This is a genomic window from Pseudomonas sp. G(2018) (assembly GCF_005502415.1).
In the GTDB taxonomy this organism is placed as follows: domain Bacteria; phylum Pseudomonadota; class Gammaproteobacteria; order Pseudomonadales; family Pseudomonadaceae; genus Aquipseudomonas.
In genome coordinates this window covers 38,067-60,320 of record NZ_SCOO01000032.1, presented here as the reverse complement: position 1 = coordinate 60,320, position 22,254 = coordinate 38,067, and the positions used below count along the sequence as shown (strand labels likewise).

Sequence of the window (22,254 nt, the reverse complement as noted above, 5' to 3'; positions counted from 1 at the left end):
GCTGTTGCTGGCGAGGCGCGCTTCGAATGGCTTCATTATGCATACTTTATATGTATATAGATGGGAGCGACCACGACCGATGGTCGACAGGAACTGAAAAGACTAGTGGGCGGAGGAGAATGCCCGGGAGGATGTATTTCAAGATTTGATGGGCAGTGGCACACAGTCTGCATGACCAACCGTTCATAATTTGAATGGCAAGTTGTATACAAGTCTATAGACATTTGTCCTGACTCTTGCATACAGTGTGCGCATAACAAAAACCAGGGAACCCCCTAACATGAAAACGCCCCATGTTTCACACCAACGGCCCGAAGACGAAAACCTCGGGATCGGCGCGAATATGGCTTACGGCCTGCAACATGTTCTGACCATGTACGGTGGCATCGTCGCGGTACCTTTGATCATTGGTCAGGCTGCCGGGCTGTCGCCGGCGGACATTGGTTTGTTGATTGCTGCTTCATTGTTTGCGGGGGGGCTGGCCACGTTGCTGCAAACCCTGGGCTTGCCGTTTTTCGGTTGTCAGTTGCCGCTGGTGCAGGGCGTGTCGTTCTCTGGTGTCGCGACCATGGTGGCGATTGTCAGCAGTGGGGGCGAGGGCGGGTTTCAATCGATTCTGGGGGCGGTGATTGCGGCGTCCCTGATCGGGTTGCTGATCACGCCGGTGTTCTCGCGCATCACCAAGTTCTTCCCGCCGCTGGTCACGGGCATTGTGATCACCACGATCGGCCTGACCTTGATGCCCGTGGCCGCACGCTGGGCCATGGGCGGCAACAGCCATGCGCCGGAATTCGGCAGCATGGCCAACATCGGCCTGGCGGCGGTGACGCTGGTGCTGGTGTTGTTCTTGAGCAAAATCGGCAGCGCAACCATCTCCCGGCTGTCGATCCTGCTGGCGATGGTCATCGGCACGATCATCGCGGTGTTCCTTGGTATGGCGGACTTTTCGTCCGTGACCCAGGGCCCGATGTTCGGTTTCCCCGCACCCTTCCATTTCGGCATGCCGACCTTCCACTTCGCCGCCATTCTGTCGATGTGCATCGTGGTCATGGTGACCCTGGTGGAAACCTCGGCGGACATCCTGGCGGTCGGTGAGATCATCGACACCAAGGTCGACTCCAAGCGCCTGGGTAACGGCCTGCGTGCCGACATGTTGTCGAGCATGATCGCGCCGATCTTCGGCTCCTTCACCCAAAGCGCCTTCGCCCAGAACGTCGGGCTGGTGGCGGTAACTGGCATCAAGAGTCGATATGTGGTGGCTACCGGCGGCCTGTTCCTGGTGATTCTCGGCCTGTTGCCATTCATGGGGCGGGTCATCGCCGCCGTGCCGACCTCCGTTCTCGGCGGCGCCGGGATCGTGCTGTTCGGCACCGTGGCCGCTAGTGGCATCCGTACCCTGTCCAAGGTCGACTACCGCAACAACGTCAACCTGATCATTGTCGCCACGTCCATCGGCTTCGGCATGATCCCGATCGCGGCACCGAACTTCTACGACCACTTCCCAAGCTGGTTCGCCACAATCTTCCACTCGGGCATCAGCTCCTCGGCAATCATGGCGATTGTGTTGAACCTGGCTTTCAACCACCTCACGGCCGGTAACTCCGACCAGCAGTCGGTGTTTGCGGCAGGGACCGAACGGGTCCTGCGCTATCAGGATCTGGCGGCGTTGCGCGAAGGGGATTACTTCAGCGACGGCAAGCTGCATGACTGCGACGGCAAGGAAATTCCGGTGGTGGAGGTGGACCACGGGCATGGCGAGCCACGCGCGGTGCATGCGAAAAGCAGCGAGCATGTCTGACGTTTGATCGAATGCAAAAAGGCCGATCTGTTGCGTGACAGATCGGCCTTTTGCATTGATGGGGTCTCTATTGCGCGCTTTGCGTCCAGCGCCCCATCAACGTATTGGACGGCAGTTGTTCATCCAGCAATTTTCTTGCCGTTTCCACTCCCGCCACCGGCAGCCCTTCGGGGTTCAACAAGCCAATCTGCACCAGCACACTGGCCTGGTCCCAGTAGATATGCTCGTGGTACAGCTTGTCTCCGCGGAACTTGATCACACCCAGCATCGGAATCTCGACGTACTTACCGGTCGGTGCCACGTTGGGCAGCATCCAGTCGATTTCGGTGCTGTGGGTGAAGCACATGATGAATTCATCGACGATCTGCAGGGCGCCGATGGTGCGTGAGATCGGTATGAGCTTCATGTCCGGCGGGTTGCCGTGGACAAAATGGTGTTGGTAGAAGCGGCTGAGCTCTCTGGCGCCAACGCCGCCGGTCATGGTCGGAATATGGTTGACGTAGGGTTCGGCGACCATGGTCGCCATGGTGGCGGGTACGTCCCGGGTGTCGAACTCGTGACGGATGTGTTCTTCCCACAGGGCTGACAGGTTGAAGTGGGGGCCGATCTCGCGCTTGAGTGCGGCGATGCTGCGTTCATGGGCCATCAGCGAGGCCGGCTTGTCGTAGTGTGGGCTCCCGGCCCGGGCGAAGGCGTGGTCGACGCCCGGGTATACGTAGATTTCGGTTTTGTCGTTGCCGGCCAGGTGCTCGCTGATCCGGGCGCGGGCGCTGGCGTCGCAGTAGCCATCGTTTTCAGCGAAGTGCAGGACCAGGCGACCCTTGAGGTTTTCCGATTCGTGCAGCAAGTGTTCGATGCCCATGCCGTAGTAGCCGACGGCGCAGGCAACATCGGTGCGCGTGGCGGTCAGCCAGGCCAGCTTGCCACCCATGCAGAAGCCGACGTAACCCAGGCCCGAGCCTTCGACTTCAGGCAGAGCCCGCAGGGCTGTGAAGCTGGCGTCGATGTCGGTGACGGCCTTGTCCACGTCCAGGCGCTGGAACAGGTCGATGGCGACCGCAAAATCAGCTTCGGTGTAGCCCAGGTCAATGCCCGGGTGCAGGCGCCAGAACAGATCCGGCACCAGCGCCACATAGCCTTCCTCGGCATAGAAATCGGCCACCGCGCGCATATTGGCGTTGATCCCGAAAATCTCCTGGCCGATCACGACCCCGGGGCCCTTGCCACTGGCCGGCAGGGCCAGGTAACCGCTGAACGTGGCGCTGCTGTCCGTTGCCCGGATTTCAATCATCTTGCCCATGTCATCTACCTCATTCGGTTGTCAGGGTTTATTGGCTGTCACGGTGTTGTTGGAACCACACGCGCGGCGACACGCCACGGTCGGGCCCGAGAATCGAAAAGCCGCCATCCACCGGCACATCGACACCGGTCATCCAGCTGGCCCCGGCGCTGCACAGAAAGGCCACCACGCTACCGATCTCATGGCCCCGGCCGATGCGCCCCAGTGGATGAAAGGGCGCGCCGACCCGATCGGCCAGCTGCGGATCGTTGTCGCTGAACTCGGCGACGTTGGGCGACCAGGTCCAGGCCGGGGATACGCTCAGTACCCGGATTTGCTGCGGGGCCAGGGTCATGGCCAGGTTTTTCGTCAGTTGCAGAATGCCGGCTTTGGAAGCGGGATAGAGTGCGCGCCCGGCCGCGCCGAATTTGCCGCCAGTACTGCCGATGTTGATCACTACGCCGCCACCGGGCAGGTACACGGCGGCCTTCTGGGTAAAGATCGCCGCCGACACCAGATTGACGTTCAAGGTTTTGAGCCACTGCGCGCGGTCCGAGGCCAGTCCCTGATCGGCGTACAGGCAGGCGTTGTTGACCAGGATGTCGAGCCTGCCGAAGCGGGCCAGCGTGGCGGCGATGCAGGCGTCGATGTCTTCGTCGCGCTCCACGTCGCAGACACAAAACCCGCAATCCAATGCGCGCGCCAAGGCCTGCCCACTGTCGGCGTTGCGCCCCACCAGCATCACACGGGCCCCTTCGGCCAACAGCTGCCGAGCGATGTCCAGGCCCAGCCCCTGGGTGCTGCCGGTCACAATCGCCACTTTGCCTTCGAGCATCATGCCAAGTCCTCCAGTGCTTCGTTGACGTGACTGATACGGGCGATCAGCGCCATGCTCGCCAGCGAGGCGGCATGCGCGCCGCTGTCCGCGCTGGCGCAGGCATCGGCCGCCACCGTCACCTCGAAACCGCAATCCACCGCATGGCGCACCGTACTTTCCACCACCGAGTGGGTCGCTACGCCTGCGATCAACAGGTGCGAAGGATTGAACTGGCGCACCAGGGTTTCCAGCGGTGAGCCATAGAAGGCATTGATCCGGTTATGGGTGACGACGAACTCGTGGCGGTTGTCCAGCGGGGCCAGGGCGCTGAGGAACTCCGCGCCCCAACTGCCTTCCTGAGCCGCGCCGATGGAGGCGACGCTGCGCAGAATCGGCGCGTTCTGGATCAGGTCGGCGTAGTCCGCCCGGAATGCCACGCGGACGTGGACGATCGGCCAGCCCTTGGCGCGCGCCCCGGCGAGCAGTCGGCCGGCAGCGTCGAGCAGCTCGGCACGCATGCTGTCATCGGTTCCCAGCCCGACCCGAATCTTGCCTTCGGGGTGCAACACGTCGTTCTGATAGTGCAGGGCGATCACCACCGGCGCGTTCATCACACGAATACCTCAAGGTTGGCGAACACATCGTTGCAGTTGATGAGGTCCACGCGCTTGAGCTGGATCTGCCAGCCACCGCTTTGCCGAGGGGCCAATTTATAGGTGTAGCGGCCGGCGAGCTGGCGTTGTTCCAGGCGCCACTCGCTGTACTGGAAGCTGGCGCTGACCACCAGCAGGCCCTGGGCGTCGAGACCCTCGACCATCACATTGCCGACCAGGTGTGCGGTTTGGGTCCGCGGTTGCTGCGACCAGTTGCGGGCGTTCTCCACCCGGCGGATCCGCACCTCGCGCAGCATGCGGTTTTCCCAGAACAGCGAGATATGGTCGAACGGGTTGGCTTGCTCGTGCTTGTGTGGCACCCAGTACATCCCGGTGTCGGTGAATAGCTTGTCCCATTCCCAGAAACGTCGCTCATCCAGCAGGCGTGCCTCCTGATAAAGAAACTGTTCGATCTGGCGAAGGGTCTCGACGGGAACATGGGCGGGGGTCAACTGGCGGGTGTCGACGTCGATTCGGCGGTCAAGCAGCATGGGTGCTCTCCTTGGCAATCAGGGTGGCGGTCATGAACTGTTTCCAGGCAGCGAACTGGTTGCGCATCGGCAGTTCGCTGGTGCCGTTTGTGGACACCGCGCCGTCTTCCAGCGGCTTATCGGTACCGACATAGCGATGCATGCTGATCCACTCTCCACCGCGGGTCATGTTGCCTTCCTGGCAGCGGGCATAGACTTCGACGTCATCGGGCATCACGTTGGAGGACGGCGAGTTGATGACGTTGGCGTAGGTCAGCGCACGGTCGAACACCGCATCCGGAGCGCCCTTGCAGCGGAAGGTCTGGATCTCGACCATGGTCTGGTCCACTGCGATCGGACGGATCACCCGGAACTGCATGAACACCGTGTGCGGCGAGCCACTGCCGTAGATCACCGTGTTGTGGCGGTTCATGCCCAGGATCTCCTTGGCGCGCTGCTCGCCGTAGGCCTGGCTCAGGCATTCGTAGTGGGCGCGGGAGACCTCGTCGCGCTCGGCGGCGCTCGGGTCGAAGATCGCCTCCATGTAGCCGTGGCCGTTGTGGTAGGCGCGCAGTTCGAGCTTTTCCCAGAAGTCGTAGGGCTCGCCATTGCCGTCCATGATCAATAGCTCGAAGGGCATTTCGCCGATGGCCTGTGCTTCGTCACGCGCGGCGTCGACCGACGATTCGTGGGTCACGCGGGCGTGCATGGTGTCGTGCAGGTTCTCGTAGAAGACTTTCCAGTTCGAGCGCTGCTGAACGCGGAAGATGCCGCCGGCTACTTCGACTTCACCGACCGGCGAGCGGTCGCAGAGGTTGTCGATGGAGGTGATGACACCGCCCAGGAATGCTTTGAGGTCCGGTCCGAACGCCGCCTGGCTGGCGAACACGAAGCCGCGATAAGTCTCGACGCGGGCGACGCTGACCATGGAGAAATCCGGGTGCTTGGGATCGTAGCAGGTGCCTTCGAAACCGCTCTTGAGCGGCGCCGACAGATGCTGGCCGTCGAGTTTGAAGGTCCAGGCGTGGTACGGGCAGCGGAAGAATTTGCCGACACTGCCGTCACCGTCGGCCACCAGTTTGGCGCCTTTGTGCGGGCAGCGGTTGTACAGCACGCTGACCTGCTGGTTGGCGCCGCGCACCATGATCACGTCCTGATCGCCGATGCGCGTGGTGTGGTAGTCGCCGGGGTGTTTGACCTGGCTTTCATGGCCGACGTAGATCCAGGCGTTGCCGTAGATGCGCTCCATCTCCAGCTTGAACAGGGTCGGGTCGGTGTAGACGCTCTTGTGTACGCTGTCCTCGCGGATCAAGGCAGCGATTTGCTCGTTGGTCGGTATCACGGGAAGTCCTCGGCTTGTCACAGATCGAGCACCAGCAGCGCGCTGCTGGCACGGGAGACACAGGTGCAGAAACTGCCGCTGGCGCGGTCGCGCTCCGACAGGCAGATGTCGCGGTGATCGGGTTGACCGTCGATGACCTGGGCGACGCACACGCCGCAGTCACCTCGTCGGCAATCGAACATCGGGTCCAGGCCGGCCTGGAGCATGGCGTCCAGCACGCTTTGCCCGGCAGCCACTTGCAGGTTCACGCCGGTTACGCGCAGCTGCACTTCAAAGCCTTGATCGCTGGCCATTTCCAGGGCGCCGCTGAACAGTTCGTAATGCAGGTGATCCTCGGCCCAACCCTGCTCGCGAGCGCTGGCCAACACACTGTTGAGCATGGCGCTCGGGCCGCAGATGTAGAGGTGCAGGCCGGGCCTTGGCGCGGCCAGGATCGTGGCGGCGGGGAAGCGCTTTTGCGGGTCGCCGCCGCTGATCCAGCAATGGTTGTCCTGGCAGGCGCGGGCCTCTGGCAGATAGGCCATCTGTGCTTCATCGCGACCGGCGTAGTGCAGGGTGAAGGGCTTGCCCGCCGCTTGCAGCGACCGGGCCATGCCTAGCATGGGCGTGATGCCGATGCCGCCGGCGATCAGCAGCGCATGCTCGGTGTTTTCACACAGTGGGAAGTGGTTGCGGGGCGCATCGGCCAGCAGTTCGTCGCCGACCTTGAGCGAGTGCACCCAACGCGAACCACCGGTACTCGCCTCTTCGAGCTGGACGGCGATTTCGTAGTGTTCACCGTCGGGCAGGTTGACCAGCGAATAGGCCCTGCGTTGCGCGCGGCTGCCAGGCACATGCAGCTCCAGATGTGCCCCGGCGGTGAAGCCCGGCAGTGGCTGGGCGGCGCTGGACACCAACAGTACGCGGCGGATTCTTGGGGTCAGGGGGTCAATCTGTTGGACCCTGAGCGAGAGGCTGGACATACGCAATTCCTGTCTGAATTCGTAGTCACTGTATGAAGCCTGAGAGGGTCAAAAAAGCCGCAAACGGCAAACCTGTATCCACATCTGGCGAGAGTGATTGACGGGCGCGATGGGCGTCTTCGATAACGCGGCCTGCCTGAATGACCGCGGCGTCCGGGCGTTTTTTCGCGAGCAGGCTCGCTCCGACAGAGGGCTGCGCAATGCCTGTAGGAGCGAGCTCGCTCGCGATGGACGTTAACGATAACGCGCGTTATCTGGTTGAACGCGTCACCTTCAGAAGCGCCAACAAAGCACGCAATTGTTCGCCATCCGCCCTGGCCAGATCGTCCAGCACCGCAAAGTGATGACACCCTGCAAGCTCGACAAGGCTCACGGCCTGCCCGGCCTCGCGACAGGCACTGGCGTAGTCGCGCGAGTGGCGGATCAACTCCGGCAACTCATCCCCGCCCACGGTCACCAGCAACGGTGCACCCGCGCCGATCAGCCTTTGCGGGCTATAGCGCTGGATGTCCTCTTCGTTCAGTCGCAGCTTGTCGTTCAGCCAGCAGCGGCTGATGGGTTCGAGCTCCATGAGGCCGCTGATTGGCATGGCCAGGCTCACCAGCGGATGCCGGCGATACAGTGCACTCAGATGGCCACCGGCCGAGTGCCCGCACAGCACCACCTGTTGACCGATGTTCAAGGCTTCGCGCTGCGCCAGCAGATGGTCCAGTGCCTTGCCGATCTGGCCGACGATGGTGGCCATGCTCGCCTCGGGCGCCAGGGTGTACTCCAGCAAACCGACATTGAAGCCGGACTCGATCAGGCCCTCGGCGATAAAGGCGTAGTCGTCCTTGTCCGAGGCCTGCCAGTAACCGCCATGAATGAACAGCAACGTCGGCGCCCCGGCATCCGCCTGGGCGTACCAGTCGAAACGCTCGCGCATGGCATTGCCATAAGTCACGTCGCGCTGCCAGGCGTGGCCTGCATAAGTCTCGGCGCTGCGCTGGCGAAAACGCTGCATGATCTGCGGAAAATTACCGACGGCTGCGACGTTGTTGTAAGCCTGATTGAGGTCCATGGCGGCTCACACTCCCAGGTAGCGTTGCGACAGTTCGGGTTGAGCCGCCAACTCCACCGGCGTGCCATCCCAGACCTGGCGTCCTTTCTCGATGATGTGATGACGGTCGACCACCCGCGCCATTTCCTTGAGGTTCTTGTCGATCACCAGAATCGTCTCACCCTCGGCCTTGAGGGTGGCCAGGCAGCTCCAGATCTGCTCGCGAATGATCGGCGCCAGCCCTTCGGTGGCTTCGTCGAGAATCAGCAGGCTGGGGTTGGTCAGCAGTGCGCGGCCGACCACCAGCATCTGTTGCTCGCCGCCCGAGAGGGTGCGTGACAGCTGGTCCTGGCGCTCCAGCAGGCGCGGGAACAGTTCATAGACCCGCGCCAGGTCCCACTTGCCCCGCGTGGCGGTGGCCAGCAGGTTTTCCCGCACGCTCAAGGTGCCGAAGGCGCGGCGCCCCTCCGGCACCAACCCCAGGCCGGCCTTGGCGATGCGATAGGGCGCGGCACCGCGCATTTCCGTGCCGTTGATGCGGATGCTGCCGGCACTGGGCTTGAGCAGCCCCATGATCGATTTGACCGTGGTGGTCTTGCCCATGCCGTTACGGCCGATCAACGACACCACCTGGCCCTGCTCGATGCTCAGGTGCATGTCAAACAACACCTGGCTCAAGCCATAGCCCGCTTTCAAGCCTTGAACGTCAAGCATGTTCTTCTCCCAGGTAAGCGGCCCGCACTTGCGGGTCGTTGCGCACTTGTTCGACGCTGCCGGTCAGAACCGTCTGGCCGTACACCAGCACCGTGATGCGGTCGGCGAGGGCGAATACCGCGTCCATGTCATGTTCCACCAGCAGGATCGCGTAGCGGCCCTTGAGGCTGTGCAGCAATTCGGTCATGCGCGCGGATTCATCGGCCCCCATCCCGGCCATCGGCTCATCGAGCAGCAGCACTGAAGCTTCCTGAGCCAGTGCCAGGGCAATCTCCAGTTGTCGCCGTTCGCCGTGGGACAGTTCGTGGACCGGGTCTTGTGCGCGAAGGCCCAGGCCCACCTGCTGCAAGTAGCCCAGCGCCGGTTCCAGCAGGCGAGTGTCGCGGGCCAGCGGGCGCCACATGCCGAACGCCTTGCCTTCGCGGGCGGCGATGGCCAGGGCGACGTTCTCCAGCAGGCTGAACTCGGTGTACAGCTGGCTGACCTGGAACGCACGCGCCAGGCCCAGGCGTGGCCGCTGCCAGGCCGGCACGCGGGTGATGTCCTGGCCATTGAGGTGGATCTGGCCCTGGTCGGGGAAAATCTCGCCGGCGATCTGGGCGATCAAGGTGGACTTGCCGGCGCCGTTGGGGCCGATGATGGCGTGCAGTTCGCCCTTGGCCAGCTCAAGGCTGGCGCCGTTGGTGGCTTTCACCGCACCGAAAGCCTTGTGCAAATCACGAATCGACAGTTGTGCGCTCATGGGCGTACCTCCACGGCGGCGTTGGGTTTGACAGCACCCACCTTCGGTTTGCGCTGCAGCAGGCTCAGCAGCAATCCGTAGACGCCTTTCTTGCCGAACAGCACCACCAGCAACAGCAATGGCCCAAAAATCAGCATCCAGTGCTCGGTCCACTGGCTCAGCACCTGTTCAAGGCCCAGATAGGTGGCCGCGCCCAGCAGCGGGCCGAGCAAGGTGCCTACGCCGCCGAGAATCACCATCGCCATCAGTTCGCCGGACTTGTGCCAGGCGCCCATGTCAGGGCTGACGAACAGCGCGTAGTTGGCCCACAGAATGCCCGCCAGGCCACCGCCAGTGCCGGCGATCACAAACGCCGTCAGGCGATAGCGCAAGGGCTTGAGGCCCAGGCTGACGCTGCGCCGCTCGCTCTGCTTGAGCCCGCGCAACACAAAACCGAAACGCGAATTGACCAGCCGCCGGCACAGCAGCAACCAGCCGGCCAGCAAGGCCACGCACAGGTAGTAGAAGTGGTTGGCATCACTCAGATCCAGGGCGCCCAAGGTGTTGCGTTCGCTCAGCAGAATGCCGTCGTCGCCGCCGTATAGCGACAGCGAGCCGAGCACGAAGTAGAGCATCTGGCCGAACGCCAGGGTGATCATGATGAACTGTACGCCGCTGGTGCGCAGCGACAGATAACCCACCAGCAGCGAGAACAGCGCGCACACCAGCAGGGCCAGGGGCCATACCACCAGCGCGCTGTTGCTGCCGTCCCAGCCCCACAGCGGCATGCCTTGCGAGGTGTGAAAGGCAATGATGCCGACGATATAGCCGCCCAGGCCGAAGAACGCGGCATGGCCAAAGCTGACCATGGCGCCATAGCCGATCAGCAGGTCCAGACTGATGGCCGCCATGCCATAGATGGCCAGGCGGGTGAAGAAGCTGACCAGGTAAGGTTCGTGCAACCAGTGGGCCAGCAGCGGCATGCAGGCGAAGGTCGCCAGGCACGCAAGGTCGATGATTAGGCGTGGTGACATGGCGTTCTCCTCAGGCACGGGCCGGCAGCAGGCCGCGCGGACGCACCAGCAGCACCAGGGCCATGACGATGTAGGCGCTGGCGGAAATCAGACCGGCGCTCAGGGTGCCGCTGGTTTCGCTGGGCAGCAGTTGGTCGAGCAGCGGCGGAATGTAGGCACGCCCCAGGCTGTCGACCATGCCGATCAGCAAGGCTCCCACCAGCGCCCCGCGCACCGAGCCGACACCGCCAACGACGATGACCACGAAGGTGGTGATCAGGATCTTCTCGCCCATGCCGATTTCCACCGACAGCAACGGTGCCGCCATGAAACCGGCCAGGCCGCACAGCACGCAGCCGAATACGAACACCAGGGTGTAAAGCCGGGCGATGTTGACGCCCAGTGCGCCGACCATTTCATGGTCGTCGGCACCGGCGCGAATCAGCATGCCCAGGCGCGTGTGGTTGATCAGCAACCACATGCCGACCGCCACGATCAGCCCGGCGGCGATGAACAGCAGCCGGCTGACCGGGTACATCAGCCCCGGCAGCACTTCGACGAAGCTTGAATACCAATCGGGCGTGGGCATCGCCGGCGGGCTGCGGCCGAAAATCAGGGTCAGCAATTCGTTGCTGAAAAACACCACGGCCAGGGTCGCCAGCACCTGATCCAGGTGATCGCGATTGTAGAGTCGACGCATGATCGAGGTTTCGATCAACGCGCCGTAGCAGGCCGAACCGATCAGCGCGGCCAGGCCGCCAAGCCAGAACGAGCCAGTGGCCATGGCGGTGTAGGCGGCACAGAAAGCGCCGACCATGTAAAAGGCCCCATGGGCCAGGTTGATCACGCCCATGATGCCGAAAATCAGGGTCAGGCCCGAGGCCAGCAGAAACAGCAAGGCGCTGTATTGCAGGCCGTTGAGAATCTGTTCGAGCAATAGCATTGCTGCGTTCCTCATGAAAACGCCCCGCAGTGGTGCTGCAGGGCGAGGACGGGGTTCAGGTGCCGATCAGATCGTGCATTGAGCGGCGTAACTGTCGACGTGGCGGGTCGCCAGGGTTTTGATCGGCACTTCGATCAGCTTGCCGTCAGCGCCGGCCTGCACTTGCAGCAGGTACCAGTCGATCACCGGGTGCTGGTTTTGGGCGAAGCTGAAGTCACCGCGAATGGAATCGAACTTGACGTTCTTCATGGCCGCGCGGAAGGCCGCCTGGTCTTGCAGATTGCCCTGGGAGGTTTTCAGTGCCGCGCCGATCAAGCGTGCCGTGTCGTAGGTCTGGGCGGCATACACCGTCGGGGCGCGCTTGTACTTCTCGGTGAAGGCTTTGACGAAGGCCTGGTTGGCCGGGTTGTCCGATTGCGGGTTCCACAGGGTGACGATGTTGGTGCCCTTGGCCACGTCGCCGGTAGCGGCGAGCATGCGCTCATCCATGGAGAACACCGGCACCACCATCGGGATGTGCGCCGACAGTCCTGAACCGCCGTATTGCTTGGCGAAGTTGATGCCGCCGCCACCGGGGTGAAACTGGAAGATCGCATCCGGCGCCAGCGAGCGCACGCGCGCCAGTTCCACCGAGAAGTCGAGCTGGTTGAGCTTGGTGTAGATCTCGGTCACTTCGCCCTTGAAGGTGCGCTTGAAACCGGCCAGTGCGTCACGGCCGCCCTGATAGTTGGGCGCCAGGATCACCATCTTCTTGTAGCCCAGCTCATTGGCGGCGACACCGGCCATCTCGTGCGGGGTGTCGTTCTGGTAGGAGCCGACGAAGTAGTTGGCCATGCACTTTTCACCGGCCAGGGTCGAGGGCGCGGTGTTGTTGCTGACGTAGAAACCGTCCTTGGTCGCGGTGTTGATCACGGCCGCCAGCACGTTGGAAAAAATCACTCCGGTGTACAGCGATATGCCGTCCAGACTCATGCGGTCGGCGATCTGCTTGGCCTTGGCCGGTTGCAGGCCATCATCTTCCACGATGAGTTGCACCGGCACGCCGCCGAGCTTGCCGCCTTCCTGATCGATCGCCAGCTGGAAGCCGTCGCGCGAGTCTTCGCCCAGGTAGCCGGCGGGGGTGGAGAGGGTGGTGATGAAGCCGATTCGGACAGGCTCCACGGCCTGGGCAGCAGTCGCTGCGCAGAGGGAGGTTGCCAGACATGCACGCAATACCAGATTTTTCATGAGGCGGCCTATGAAGTAGGTCGTGCCAACGCACGGTGGATATCGATGAGGGCAGTGATTCAGTGTTCGGTCGGGCCGATTGATTGTTGTTATGGGGCGCTGTGTCAACTGTTGCTCTCGGTGAACTTCTCCAGGTAAAGGCGGCTTTGATCCAGGCCGTGCTGCTGGCGCCAGTCCTTGATCGACTCGACCATCGGCGGCGGGCCGCACAGGTACAGATCGAACGGTTGGTCACGCAGTTCGGCCAACTCCAGGTGTTCGGCGATGTAGCCGGTCTTGCCCGGCCAGTCGGGGTTGGGGTTGCTGACCACGGGCGTGAAACGGAACCCCGGGATTCGTGCGGCATAGGCCTCGATGCGCGAGACCTCGCACAGGTCCGTGGCCTCGCGTACGCCGTAGTACAGGTGCACCGGGTGACCGCAGCCGTGCTGCTCGGCGATCTGCTCGAGCATGCCCAGGAACGCCGACAGCCCGGTGCCGCCCGCCACCATCACCAGCGGGCGGTCGATATGGCGCAAGTAGAAGGCACCCAGCGGCGCTTCCATGTGGATCACATCGCCGACCTGGCAACGATCGCGCACGTAGTCGGTCATCACGCCGCTGGGTAGCAGGCGAATGAGAAACTGCAGGTGGCTGTTGCCTGGCGCGCAGGCAAAGGAATACGAGCGGCGGTGCTCGGTGCCCGGTACTTGCAGGCGCGCGTACTGGCCTGGCAGGTAGTCCAGCGCCGCGCCTGCGGCACCGACTTCCACGTGCACGATGGCGGTGGTCGGGGAGACCTGTCGCACCTCGCTCACGGTGCCTTGCAGACTGCTCGGGCCGCTGCTGCCGCAGAGGCTGGAGTCGAAGTCGAAGTAGAACGCGGCATCCGACTGCACGCGGGTCTGGCAGGTCAGTACCTTGCGCTCGGCCAGGTCGCTGGCGGACAGGGCTTCATCGTCCACGTAGTCCTGGGTGTACTGCCCGGATTCACAGCGGCCCTGGCAGGTCGCGCAAACTCCTTCGCGGCAGTCCAACGGAATCTTGATCCCGCTGCGCAGGGCCGCGTCGAGCAGGATTTCATTGTTCTGCACGTTGCAAAAGAGTGTTTTGCCGTCGGCGAAACTGAAGGCGACCTTGTACGTCATGAGCGTTAATCCGCAGGGTTCAAAGATGGTAGAAATCGAGCACGGAGTTGATCGTGTCGTTGAGCAGCACCACGTGTTTGCGGGCGATCTTCCAGCTCTCGCCGTCGGGGCGCAGGCGGTAGGTGGCGCGGCCGAAGAATTGCTCGGCGGTCTGCATGCGGTAGTACAGGGTGTTCCAATTGACGCGCACCTCCAGCTCATCGTCCTGCAGCGGCGCGATGCGCACGTTGCTGATCAGGTGCAGGGTGCGCGGCATCGGAATGGTCGACGCCGCCTTGCCGGTGCGAATGCGGAACACGCGGTCTTCCAGGCCACCCCGGTTGGGGTAATAGATCAGCGACATGCCTTTTTTCGGGTCGGTGGTATAGACGTGCTCCGAATCCCATTGCGGCAGGTGGAATTCACTGTCGTCGCTGAACATGGCCAGGTAGGTGTCCCAGTCCTGGGCATCGCAGGCCTCGGCGTTGCGGTAAAGAAATTGCTCGACGCGGTATTGCAGTTGCGAATTCATGTTCACACCTCACGCAGTTTCAACGGTTGTTGTTCGGCCGCCTTGCGCGCCAGGCCTTCGAGCAAAAAGCGCTGCCAGTTGGCGTGCTGGTTGACGTACAGGCCTTCATGGGTGAACTCGGTGCCTGTCAGCGCCGGGGCGATGCCAATGGTTTCGCTGTTGCGGGTGGGGCCTTCGACCCACTTGCCTTCGCCGCGGGAAATGTCACTCCAGCGTTCCAGGCGGGCCTGGAAACCACGTTGGGCTTCACGGAACTCCACCAGGTCGTCGGGGGTGCCCATGCCGGACACGTTGAAGAAGTCTTCGAACTGGCGAATACGGTTTTCCCGATCGGCATCCGACTCGCCGACCACGCCCAGGCAGAAGCTGTTGATCTCGGTCTTGTTCCAGGCCAGCGGGCGGATGATCCGCAGTTGCGAGCTGATCTGGTCGAGGAAAAACATGCTCGGGTAGACGTTCAGGTTGCGCAGGCGGTGCATCATCCATTCGGCCTTGCCCTGGCCATGCTCCTTGACCAGGCGCGGCATGATGCTGGCGTAGCCTGGGCGCACGGCCGGGTTGGGCATATCGCTGAACAGCACGCTGTGGCCGTTGTGGAAAGCGAACCAGCCGTCGTCGGTTTCCTTGTCGCCGGCGCCCAGCTTGCTGTAGTCCAGGGTGTCGCTGGCGCTCAGGCCTTTTTCGGCGTTGACCTGCTGGCGGTGCTGCACGGTGGCGACGTAGTTGTAGTGGACGGTGCTGACGTGATAACCGTCCAGGCCGTTCTCGTTCTGCAGTTTCCAGTTGCCGTCGTAGGTGTAGGCCGACTTGCCCGGCAGCACTTCGAGCTGACCGGTCGGTGACTGCGCCACCATCATGTCGAAGAACACCTTGGCGTCACCGAGGAAGTCTTCCAGGGTGTCGGTGCCTTCCACGTCGAGGCTGACGAACACAAAGCCGTTGTAGCTTTCGATACGGGCCTTTTTCAGGCCGCGGGTGGCCTTGTCGAAGCCTTCGGGGTATTCCCCCGGCGCCTTGACCTTCACCAGACGGCCGTCGCTTTTGTAGCACCAGGCGTGGAAGGGGCAGGTGAAGGTCGACTGGTTACCCTTGCCGACGCGGGTGAGCGTGGTGCCGCGGTGCTGGCAGGCGTTGATCAGGGCATTGAGACGACCTTCACCGTCGCGGGTGATGATCAGCGGCTGGCGCCCGGCACGCATCGTCATGAAGTCGTGGTTATTGGCGATCTCGCTTTCGTGGCAGGCGTAGATCCAGTTCTTCTCGAAAATCAGTTCCATTTCCAGGTCGAACAGTTCCGGGTCGGTAAACATATCGCGGGCAATGCGATAAACACCGTCTTGCGGACGGAAGTCCAGGCAACTTTCTATATAACTTTTCCACTGTTCGACACTTCGTGCAGTTGTCATATCCCAGTCCTCGGCCAATGGGCTAATTCATGGCTTCATTTAATGACGTGGTGGCTGGCAGGGTCTATCCGCTTATTAGTGAAAACCCATCCGGAAAATAAGCCCCGATCCGCGGTTACGGGTGATGAATCCCCTTAAATACGGGCTTTTGCTGCGCTCGGCGGCTGAGCAAATGGCTATTTGTCGTTCAGTAACGGGATAGCCGCTGATGAACTTGTTACGGCTTAATTTCAATCGAAGCACCACCAGAGTGTCTCGCTGCAGGTCACTGGAAACTGCCATTGCACATGGCCTTGGGTTTTGTATCAGAAGTGCCTTTTATTCATGCGTTGCTATATAAGCGGCAGGGGGAAGAAATAATATGTTGCATAAAGCGTGGTTAGTTCGAGGAATTCAAACAGTGGGCTTGCTGACACCATTGTTGGCACAGGCGGATGTGGTCAATGACAGCAAGCTGACGCTGGGTACGCGCAACTTTTACATCGATCGGGATTACAAGGAAAACAACCCGCCCCATTCGCGGGTGGGCAGTTGGACTCAGGGTTTTGACCTGCGTTTCGCCTCTGGCTATACCGAGGGCCCGGTGCAGTTCGGCCTCGATGCAGAGGCGCAATATGCCTATCGACTGGACGGCGGTGGCGGGCGCGGCGATGACACCATCATCCCTTACAGCCAGAGCCGGCAGGAGCAGGCCGATGAATACGGTCGCGGCGGTGTGACGTTGAAAATGCGCTATTCGAAAACCGAGTTGAAGGTCGGTGAGCTGCGGCCGTTTCTGCCGGTGGTGATCATTGACGATTCGCGCCAACTGGTGACGACCTATCGCGGTGCCTTGCTCGAATCCAAGGAAGTCGATCGCCTGACATTGACCGCCGGGCGGCTGACGCAGATCGGGGCGCGTAACTCCTCCAACTACGAAAAACTGTATCTGCAGACCGGCTCCGGCGTGCGGCACGGCAGTGACGGCCTCAACCTCGCCGGTGCCAGTTATGCCTTGACCCCATCGCTGACCGGGACCTATTTCTACGCACAACTGGAAGACATCTACCAGCAGCACTACCTGGGTATCACCCATCTGGCCGACCTGGGCGACGGTTATGTATTGAAGACCGACCTGCGTTACTTCAACAACAGCGAAGACGGTGACGCCCTCTACGGCGACATCGACAACCGCTCCTACGGCGCCATGACCTCGCTGAAAAAGGGCGGGCATCGCTTCGGCGTGGGGTACCAGCGCATGCTCGGCGACAGCAACTTCCCAACCCTGGGCGGTTACGTCCCGCAGCCGTTTCTGGTGAACTGGTCGCGGGTGGCGTTCATCAAGCCCAACGAAAAATCCTGGCAACTGCGTTATGACTACGACTTTGCCGCCCTCGGCGTGCCGGGCCTGAATTTCATGACGCGTTACTTCAAGGGCACTTCGGTGGACCGTGGCGACAGCCTGAGCGAGGCGGCGGAGCAGGAGCGCAACCTGGTGCTGTCTTACGTGGTGCAAAGCGGCCCGCTCAAAGGCGTGGGGGTGGAGGCGGGCAATGTCGTCGCCAAGTTCAGCCACGGCAATGACTGGGTCGAGAACCGCCTGATCACCACCTACACCTGGAAATTTTGGTAACGCCCCGCCCTGAAAACGAACGCGGTTGTGCGCTGAAGTGACGCCTTGGGTAGCGTTTTACCCTGGGCGTCGACCATTGCCGGCACCGTTGCTGTGCGCTTCAGCCCTCTGCAACGCGTTCGATATCCAGATAGTTTCCGATTACTAGCCGAAAAATGCGGATATCGCCTGTTCGCACCGGCTGGGCATAGCCCTTGCAAACTCAATGAAAATACGCGCCGAAGAGCGTGTCGATGTTCATTGCCGTGGGTGTACTGACATGACCGAACCACATGTTGTCCAATTTCGAGATATCCGCATAGATCGCTACGACCTGGCCGGTGCCCGTGCCTGGATGGCCGGCATTTGCGGGCCGCACGAACTGCAGACCCGCCAGCCGAACCGGATTCAGTTTCACCATAAGGCCAATGTGTTCAAATCCATGTCCACGACCCTGGGCCGGATGGAATACGGCACCGACGTGACCATCGGCGTCGAGGATGCCGAACATCTCAATTGCTATAGCCTCAGCCTGCCGATCCGCGGCGAGCAGGAACTGCTCAAGGACGGTCGCCGGTTGTACTCCAACCAGGACCAGGGCCTGATCGTGACGCCCCATGAAACCCAGGCGCTGACGATGGCCGGTGACTGTCACAAGATCTCCGTGGTGATCACCCGCATGGCCATGCGCCAGACCCTCGAAGGCATGCTGCAACGCCCGCTGGAAATGCCGCTGAAGTTCGAACCTGTGATGGACGCGGTCAACGGCGCCTCTGCCTCCTGGTGGCGGCTGGCCCGTTACTACATCGATGAGCTGGAGCGCGGCCAGGACCTGTTCAATCAGGTGTTCTTCACCCGCGATATCGAAAGCGCGCTGATCAAGGGCCTTATCCTTTCCCAGCCCAACAACTACAGCGCCGAATTGCGTGAGCAACTGGCCGTCAAGTTGCCGTACTACCTGGTGCGCGCCAAGGACTTCATCGAAAGCAACGCCCGCGAAGACATGCACCTGGAGGACATCGAGGCGGCGGCAGGCGTGTCTCGCTTCAAACTGTTCGAAGGCTTTCGCAAGCACTTTGGCGTCTCGCCCATGGCTTACCTGAAAAAGTATCGCCTCGGCGCCGTGCGCCAGGAAATCCTAGAAGACGCCTCGGTGCGCAACATCTCCGTGATCGCGATGTGTTGGGGGTTCTCGCATTTGGGCCGGTTCGCCAGCGAATACCGCAAGCTGTTCAACGAAACGCCCAGTGCCACCCTGCAGCGCAGCGAAGCCCGTCGCAACCGGTCGCTTTGAGATGACGACCTTACAGGCGGCCACCGCCAACAGCGTGGGCCTGAATTTGTCGCTGATGTGCCGCGAGCCGGTCTTCACCAGTCGCTCGGCGCAAGAAACCCAGCGCCTGATGGGGCAAGCGCTGGTGGAGCATGAATTGGATTGGCCACGGGGCGGCGTCGATACGGCGTTCTATCGCGGCCAGGTCGCCAGCTGCGAGCTTTATGCGTTGCGTTATGGCGGCCAGGTCGAAATCCGGCCGCAACCTTTCGAAGATTTCGTGCTGGTACAGATGCCACTGCGCGGCAGTGCCACCCTTGAGTCCGACGGCATGGGCTATGGCGTCAGCCCCGGAGAAGTGGCGATTCTGTCCCCGCGTGAACAAGCTCGAGTGGTATGGGAGGAGGGCTGTGAGCAACTGATCCTGAAACTGCCACGCACCTTGCTCGACGCCGGCCAGAGCGCTCTGGCCGATGACTTGCCATCGGGCTTCACGCTGGCGCCGGTCAGCCGTCTGCAACGACCGCTGGCCATGCGCTGGTTTCGTCTGGTCAGCGAGTTGCTGGAGCATTTGCCCGACGGCGAGGCAAGCGCGGCGCCTTCGCGCTGGTTGCAGCATCTGGAGCAAAGTCTGCCGCTGTTTCTGCTCAGCCATTGTGGCGTTGCGCAACAAGAGCCGCCTTTGCGCCAACCCACCCGGCAACTGCAAAAAATCGACGCCTGTATGCGCGAACACTTGGCCCAGGGCATCACCCTGGCCGAACTGGCGGTTGCCGCCGGGGTGAGCATTCGCAGCTTGAACACGTTATGCCAGCGCGAATACGGCCAAAGCCCGATGGACCGTTTGCGTGGATTACGGCTTGAAGCCGCCCGGGAGTACTTGCTGGCGCGGCCGCACTCCAGCGTGACTGAGGTGGCATTGGAATTCGGATTTGGGCATGTGGGGCGGTTTGCCAATTACTATCGGCAGCGGTTTGGAGAGTTGCCCCGGCAGACGGTGAAGTCTCAGGTATGAGCAGGAAACGCCAAAACGAAAAAACCCGCCATAAGGCGGGTTTTTGTTGGTTGGAGATTTTGAAAGCCTTCTCCGAACCTTGTCTGGCTCCACGACCTGGACTCGAACCAGGGACCCAGTGATTAACAGTCACTTGCTCTACCAACTGAGCTATCGCGGAATGGCGCCTATGTTACTGATTCAAAAAGAGAAGTCAAGCATCTGATAGCAAGTTGACGGATTCAATGGGACGGACGGTGGTTTATCGATGATTGTCGGTTACCAGAATCGCTTCAGAGGTCTACCATGACCGCCCGGAAGTGGTTACACGCGCTGCCGGCCATTCGCCGAAAAGGTACGCGCCATGACTCGCTTGACCACAACAACGCTTCTAATCGATGAGGTGTTCGCATGAGCATCGCTCAGATCAGCCTGCCCAAAGGTGTCGGCCCGCATGCTGAGAAGCTGTTCGACGCCATCACTCAGGCTGGCACCGCTGAAGAATTGAACCGCGCGGGTGGCAAGGCCGAAGGCTTTGTCCTGGGCCTGGAAAGCACCAAGGCGATCAAGAGTCAGGTTGCTGAATCGCTCTATGTCGAGTTTGACGATGCTGCCAGCCAGCGCGCGAGCGAACTGGCCTAACCGCCAAAGGTGATTGTGCCGAGCATCAGCTTGGCGTAAAGCGCCGTGGCGCCCAATTGCACCAGCCACAGGGCCAGGCCGCCGAGAAACACGCCGGCAGCGACTTGCATCACCAGGTTGTTGCCGCGTTTGGCCGGGGTACGGGGGATGAAGTCATCCAGATCGTCGCGGTCATCGCGCTCAGCGCGTAGGTCATCGATTTTCATTTTGGTACTCGTCAGAATTCAGGGTGTACACAAATCCAATGTGGGAGCGAGCCTGCTCGCGAAGGCGATAGTCAATTCAACGCATCATCGACTGGACTGACGCCTTCGCGAGCAGGCTCGCTCCCACAGTTGATCTGCGTAGAGTTTAGAGGGCTTGGTGGGTGGTTTGAGAATTTTCTGGAGCCTATAAAAAACGGGAAGCCATTTGGCTTCCCGTTTTGAGCATCACGGCGCGGTTCAGATCACCTGAACGATCGCATCCGTCACGACCTTGATGTTGCTCTGGTTCAACGCCGCCACGCAGATACGACCGGTGTCCAGGGCATAGATACCGAACTCGTTGCGCAGGCGGTGAACCTGTTCAACGCTCAGGCCGGAGTAGGAGAACATGCCGCGCTGGCGACCGACGAAGCTGAAATCGCGCTGCGGTGCGTTTTTCGCCAGCAGGTCGACCATCTGGGTGCGCATGCCACGAATCCGCAGGCGCATTTCGGCCAGTTCGGCTTCCCACTGGGCGCGCAGTTCCGGGCTGTTCAGTACGGCAGCGACGATGCTTGCACCGTGGGTCGGCGGGTTGGAGTAGTTGGTGCGGATCACGCGTTTGACTTGCGACAGCACGCGCGCGCTTTCTTCTTTCGATTCGCTGACGATCGACAGGGCGCCAACGCGCTCGCCGTACAGCGAGAAGGATTTGGAGAACGAGCTGGAAACGAAGAAGGTCAGGCCCGACTCGGCGAACAGGCGCACGGCAGCGGCGTCTTCGTCGATGCCGTCGCCAAAGCCCTGGTAGGCCATGTCGAGGAACGGCACGTGACCTTTGGCCTTCACGGCTTGCAGAACGTTTTTCCAATCCGCCGGGCTCAAGTCGACACCGGTCGGGTTGTGGCAGCAGGCGTGCAGCACAACGATCGAGCCGTCAGGCAGGGCGTTCAGGTCTTCCAGCAGGCCGGCGCGGTTCACATCGTGGGTCGCGGCGTCGTAGTAACGGTAGTTCTGCACCGGGAAACCAGCGGTTTCGAACAGTGCGCGGTGGTTTTCCCAGCTCGGGTCACTGATCGCCACGACAGCGTTCGGCAGCAGTTGCTTGAGGAAGTCGGCACCAATCTTCAGTGCGCCGGTACCGCCAACGGCTTGGGTGGTGATGACACGGCCAGCAGCGATCAGCGGCGAATCATTGCCAAACAGCAGTTTTTGCACGGCCTGGTCGTAGGCAGCAATGCCGTCGATCGGCAGGTAGCCACGGGAAGCGTGTTGAGCGACGCGAATCGTCTCGGCTTCGACAACGGCGCGCAGGAGTGGAATTCGCCCCTCCTCGTTGCAGTAAACACCGACCCCCAGGTTGACTTTGTCAGTACGGGTATCGGCGTTGAATGCTTCGTTGAGGCCCAGGATTGGATCGCGTGGTGCCATTTCGACAGCGGAGAACAGGCTCATTTTTGCGGCAGCTCTGAATGGAGAGTGGAGGGACGTGTCGCGCTCCAGCCGAATGCACTAGAGCGGTGCACAAACGGGGAGCTAGTATAGAG

The 22,254-nt window shown here is 61.5% G+C and carries 22 protein-coding genes and 1 tRNA gene; 5 read left to right on the top strand and 18 right to left on the bottom strand.

Annotation, left to right across the window (positions count from 1 at the left end):
- The first annotated feature begins 280 nt into the window (after positions 1 to 280).
- Positions 281 to 1,798, top strand: coding sequence for a nucleobase:cation symporter-2 family protein (locus FFS64_RS24530; protein ID WP_137807483.1), 1,518 nt, complete (start codon positions 281 to 283; stop codon positions 1,796 to 1,798).
- Between the two features lie 67 nt (positions 1,799 to 1,865).
- Here the strand turns inward: FFS64_RS24530 and FFS64_RS24525 are convergent, their stop codons facing one another.
- The 15 genes from FFS64_RS24525 to antA form a co-directional block, all read right to left on the bottom strand.
- A complete protein-coding gene (locus FFS64_RS24525; protein WP_137807482.1) occupies positions 1,866 to 3,098 on the bottom strand; it encodes a dienelactone hydrolase family protein in 1,233 nt (410 codons plus the stop codon).
- Positions 3,099 to 3,126: 28 nt separating this feature from the next.
- Positions 3,127 to 3,915, bottom strand: a complete 789-nt coding sequence (locus FFS64_RS24520) for an SDR family oxidoreductase (RefSeq protein ID WP_137807481.1) — start codon at positions 3,913 to 3,915, stop codon at positions 3,127 to 3,129.
- Entirely contained in the window at positions 3,912 to 4,505 is a 594-nt protein-coding gene (locus FFS64_RS24515) for a cysteine hydrolase family protein (protein ID WP_137807480.1), read from the bottom strand. The genes FFS64_RS24520 and FFS64_RS24515 overlap by 4 nt, the downstream gene beginning before the upstream one ends.
- Positions 4,505 to 5,038, bottom strand: coding sequence for an aromatic-ring-hydroxylating dioxygenase subunit beta (locus FFS64_RS24510; RefSeq protein WP_137807479.1), 534 nt, complete (start codon positions 5,036 to 5,038; stop codon positions 4,505 to 4,507). The genes FFS64_RS24515 and FFS64_RS24510 overlap by 1 nt, the downstream gene beginning before the upstream one ends.
- Positions 5,028 to 6,359: an aromatic ring-hydroxylating dioxygenase subunit alpha gene (locus tag FFS64_RS24505; protein ID WP_137807478.1), complete on the bottom strand. Its 1,332-nt coding sequence runs from the start codon at positions 6,357 to 6,359 to the stop codon at positions 5,028 to 5,030. Before FFS64_RS24505 ends, FFS64_RS24510 begins: the two co-directional genes overlap by 11 nt.
- 17 nt (positions 6,360 to 6,376) lie before the next feature.
- Positions 6,377 to 7,321 carry a PDR/VanB family oxidoreductase gene (locus tag FFS64_RS24500; protein ID WP_137807477.1) on the bottom strand — a complete coding sequence of 315 codons (945 nt, stop codon included), beginning with the start codon at positions 7,319 to 7,321 and terminating at the stop codon, positions 6,377 to 6,379.
- 250 nt (positions 7,322 to 7,571) lie between these two features.
- Positions 7,572 to 8,381: an alpha/beta hydrolase gene (locus tag FFS64_RS24495; RefSeq protein ID WP_137807476.1), complete on the bottom strand. Its 810-nt coding sequence runs from the start codon at positions 8,379 to 8,381 to the stop codon at positions 7,572 to 7,574.
- A gap of 6 nt (positions 8,382 to 8,387) precedes the next feature.
- On the bottom strand, positions 8,388 to 9,074 hold the full coding sequence (locus FFS64_RS24490) for an ABC transporter ATP-binding protein (protein WP_095196878.1): 687 nt from the start codon (positions 9,072 to 9,074) through the stop codon (positions 8,388 to 8,390).
- Positions 9,067 to 9,816: an ABC transporter ATP-binding protein gene (locus FFS64_RS24485; RefSeq protein WP_137807475.1), complete on the bottom strand. Its 750-nt coding sequence runs from the start codon at positions 9,814 to 9,816 to the stop codon at positions 9,067 to 9,069. The genes FFS64_RS24490 and FFS64_RS24485 overlap by 8 nt, the downstream gene beginning before the upstream one ends.
- Positions 9,813 to 10,829: a branched-chain amino acid ABC transporter permease gene (locus tag FFS64_RS24480; RefSeq protein WP_137807474.1), complete on the bottom strand. Its 1,017-nt coding sequence runs from the start codon at positions 10,827 to 10,829 to the stop codon at positions 9,813 to 9,815. Before FFS64_RS24480 ends, FFS64_RS24485 begins: the two co-directional genes overlap by 4 nt.
- A 10-nt stretch (positions 10,830 to 10,839) precedes the next feature.
- Positions 10,840 to 11,751 (bottom strand): branched-chain amino acid ABC transporter permease, encoded by a 912-nt coding sequence (locus tag FFS64_RS24475; protein ID WP_137807473.1) that lies wholly within the window; start codon positions 11,749 to 11,751, stop codon positions 10,840 to 10,842.
- A 66-nt stretch (positions 11,752 to 11,817) separates the two neighbouring features.
- Positions 11,818 to 12,978 carry an ABC transporter substrate-binding protein gene (locus tag FFS64_RS24470; protein WP_137807472.1) on the bottom strand — a complete coding sequence of 387 codons (1,161 nt, stop codon included), beginning with the start codon at positions 12,976 to 12,978 and terminating at the stop codon, positions 11,818 to 11,820.
- Between the two features lie 104 nt (positions 12,979 to 13,082).
- On the bottom strand, positions 13,083 to 14,105 hold the full coding sequence (gene antC, locus FFS64_RS24465; protein ID WP_137807471.1) for an anthranilate 1,2-dioxygenase electron transfer component AntC: 1,023 nt from the start codon (positions 14,103 to 14,105) through the stop codon (positions 13,083 to 13,085).
- Between the two features lie 19 nt (positions 14,106 to 14,124).
- On the bottom strand, positions 14,125 to 14,616 hold the full coding sequence (gene antB / locus FFS64_RS24460) for an anthranilate 1,2-dioxygenase small subunit (RefSeq protein ID WP_095196872.1): 492 nt from the start codon (positions 14,614 to 14,616) through the stop codon (positions 14,125 to 14,127).
- Positions 14,617 to 14,618: 2 nt separating this feature from the next.
- Positions 14,619 to 16,022, bottom strand: a complete 1,404-nt coding sequence (gene antA, locus FFS64_RS24455; RefSeq protein ID WP_137807470.1) for an anthranilate 1,2-dioxygenase large subunit — start codon at positions 16,020 to 16,022, stop codon at positions 14,619 to 14,621.
- 361 nt (positions 16,023 to 16,383) lie between these two features.
- On the opposite strand from antA, the gene FFS64_RS24450 reads away from it, so the two are divergent.
- The 3 genes from FFS64_RS24450 (at position 16,384) to FFS64_RS24440 (ending at position 19,901) form a co-directional block, all read left to right on the top strand.
- Positions 16,384 to 17,634: an OprD family porin gene (locus FFS64_RS24450; RefSeq protein ID WP_137807469.1), complete on the top strand. Its 1,251-nt coding sequence runs from the start codon at positions 16,384 to 16,386 to the stop codon at positions 17,632 to 17,634.
- A gap of 259 nt (positions 17,635 to 17,893) precedes the next feature.
- On the top strand, positions 17,894 to 18,907 hold the full coding sequence (locus FFS64_RS24445) for an AraC family transcriptional regulator (RefSeq protein WP_137807468.1): 1,014 nt from the start codon (positions 17,894 to 17,896) through the stop codon (positions 18,905 to 18,907).
- A gap of 1 nt (position 18,908) precedes the next feature.
- Positions 18,909 to 19,901, top strand: coding sequence for an AraC family transcriptional regulator (locus FFS64_RS24440; RefSeq protein WP_137807467.1), 993 nt, complete (start codon positions 18,909 to 18,911; stop codon positions 19,899 to 19,901).
- 84 nt (positions 19,902 to 19,985) lie between these two features.
- Here FFS64_RS24440 and FFS64_RS24435 read toward each other — a convergent pair.
- Positions 19,986 to 20,061 (bottom strand) — tRNA-Asn (locus FFS64_RS24435).
- A gap of 230 nt (positions 20,062 to 20,291) precedes the next feature.
- On the opposite strand from FFS64_RS24435, the gene FFS64_RS24430 reads away from it, so the two are divergent.
- Positions 20,292 to 20,522 carry a hypothetical protein gene (locus FFS64_RS24430; protein WP_137807466.1) on the top strand — a complete coding sequence of 77 codons (231 nt, stop codon included), beginning with the start codon at positions 20,292 to 20,294 and terminating at the stop codon, positions 20,520 to 20,522.
- On the opposite strand, the gene FFS64_RS24425 is transcribed toward FFS64_RS24430, so the two are convergent.
- Positions 20,519 to 20,728, bottom strand: coding sequence for a hypothetical protein (locus FFS64_RS24425; RefSeq protein ID WP_137807465.1), 210 nt, complete (start codon positions 20,726 to 20,728; stop codon positions 20,519 to 20,521). The genes FFS64_RS24430 and FFS64_RS24425 overlap by 4 nt on opposite strands.
- A gap of 237 nt (positions 20,729 to 20,965) precedes the next feature.
- Entirely contained in the window at positions 20,966 to 22,162 is a 1,197-nt protein-coding gene (locus tag FFS64_RS24420; RefSeq protein ID WP_095196865.1) for an amino acid aminotransferase, read from the bottom strand.
- Positions 22,163 to 22,254 lie beyond the last annotated feature (92 nt).

Coding starts and splice junctions, on each gene's coding strand:
- FFS64_RS24530 (WP_137807483.1), top strand. CDS start 281: ATGAAAACGCCCCATGTTTCACACCAACGGCCCGAAGACGAAAACCTC.
- FFS64_RS24525 (WP_137807482.1), bottom strand. CDS start 3,098: ATGGGCAAGATGATTGAAATCCGGGCAACGGACAGCAGCGCCACGTTC.
- FFS64_RS24520 (WP_137807481.1), bottom strand. CDS start 3,915: ATGATGCTCGAAGGCAAAGTGGCGATTGTGACCGGCAGCACCCAGGGG.
- FFS64_RS24515 (WP_137807480.1), bottom strand. CDS start 4,505: ATGAACGCGCCGGTGGTGATCGCCCTGCACTATCAGAACGACGTGTTG.
- FFS64_RS24510 (WP_137807479.1), bottom strand. CDS start 5,038: ATGCTGCTTGACCGCCGAATCGACGTCGACACCCGCCAGTTGACCCCC.
- FFS64_RS24500 (WP_137807477.1), bottom strand. CDS start 7,321: ATGTCCAGCCTCTCGCTCAGGGTCCAACAGATTGACCCCCTGACCCCA.
- FFS64_RS24495 (WP_137807476.1), bottom strand. CDS start 8,381: ATGGACCTCAATCAGGCTTACAACAACGTCGCAGCCGTCGGTAATTTT.
- FFS64_RS24490 (WP_095196878.1), bottom strand. CDS start 9,074: ATGCTTGACGTTCAAGGCTTGAAAGCGGGCTATGGCTTGAGCCAGGTG.
- FFS64_RS24485 (WP_137807475.1), bottom strand. CDS start 9,816: ATGAGCGCACAACTGTCGATTCGTGATTTGCACAAGGCTTTCGGTGCG.
- FFS64_RS24480 (WP_137807474.1), bottom strand. CDS start 10,829: ATGTCACCACGCCTAATCATCGACCTTGCGTGCCTGGCGACCTTCGCC.
- FFS64_RS24475 (WP_137807473.1), bottom strand. CDS start 11,751: ATGCTATTGCTCGAACAGATTCTCAACGGCCTGCAATACAGCGCCTTG.
- FFS64_RS24470 (WP_137807472.1), bottom strand. CDS start 12,978: ATGAAAAATCTGGTATTGCGTGCATGTCTGGCAACCTCCCTCTGCGCA.
- antC (WP_137807471.1), bottom strand. CDS start 14,105: ATGACGTACAAGGTCGCCTTCAGTTTCGCCGACGGCAAAACACTCTTT.
- antB (WP_095196872.1), bottom strand. CDS start 14,616: ATGAATTCGCAACTGCAATACCGCGTCGAGCAATTTCTTTACCGCAAC.
- antA (WP_137807470.1), bottom strand. CDS start 16,022: ATGACAACTGCACGAAGTGTCGAACAGTGGAAAAGTTATATAGAAAGT.
- FFS64_RS24450 (WP_137807469.1), top strand. CDS start 16,384: ATGTTGCATAAAGCGTGGTTAGTTCGAGGAATTCAAACAGTGGGCTTG.
- FFS64_RS24445 (WP_137807468.1), top strand. CDS start 17,894: ATGACCGAACCACATGTTGTCCAATTTCGAGATATCCGCATAGATCGC.
- FFS64_RS24440 (WP_137807467.1), top strand. CDS start 18,909: ATGACGACCTTACAGGCGGCCACCGCCAACAGCGTGGGCCTGAATTTG.
- FFS64_RS24430 (WP_137807466.1), top strand. CDS start 20,292: ATGAGCATCGCTCAGATCAGCCTGCCCAAAGGTGTCGGCCCGCATGCT.
- FFS64_RS24425 (WP_137807465.1), bottom strand. CDS start 20,728: ATGAAAATCGATGACCTACGCGCTGAGCGCGATGACCGCGACGATCTG.
- FFS64_RS24420 (WP_095196865.1), bottom strand. CDS start 22,162: ATGAGCCTGTTCTCCGCTGTCGAAATGGCACCACGCGATCCAATCCTG.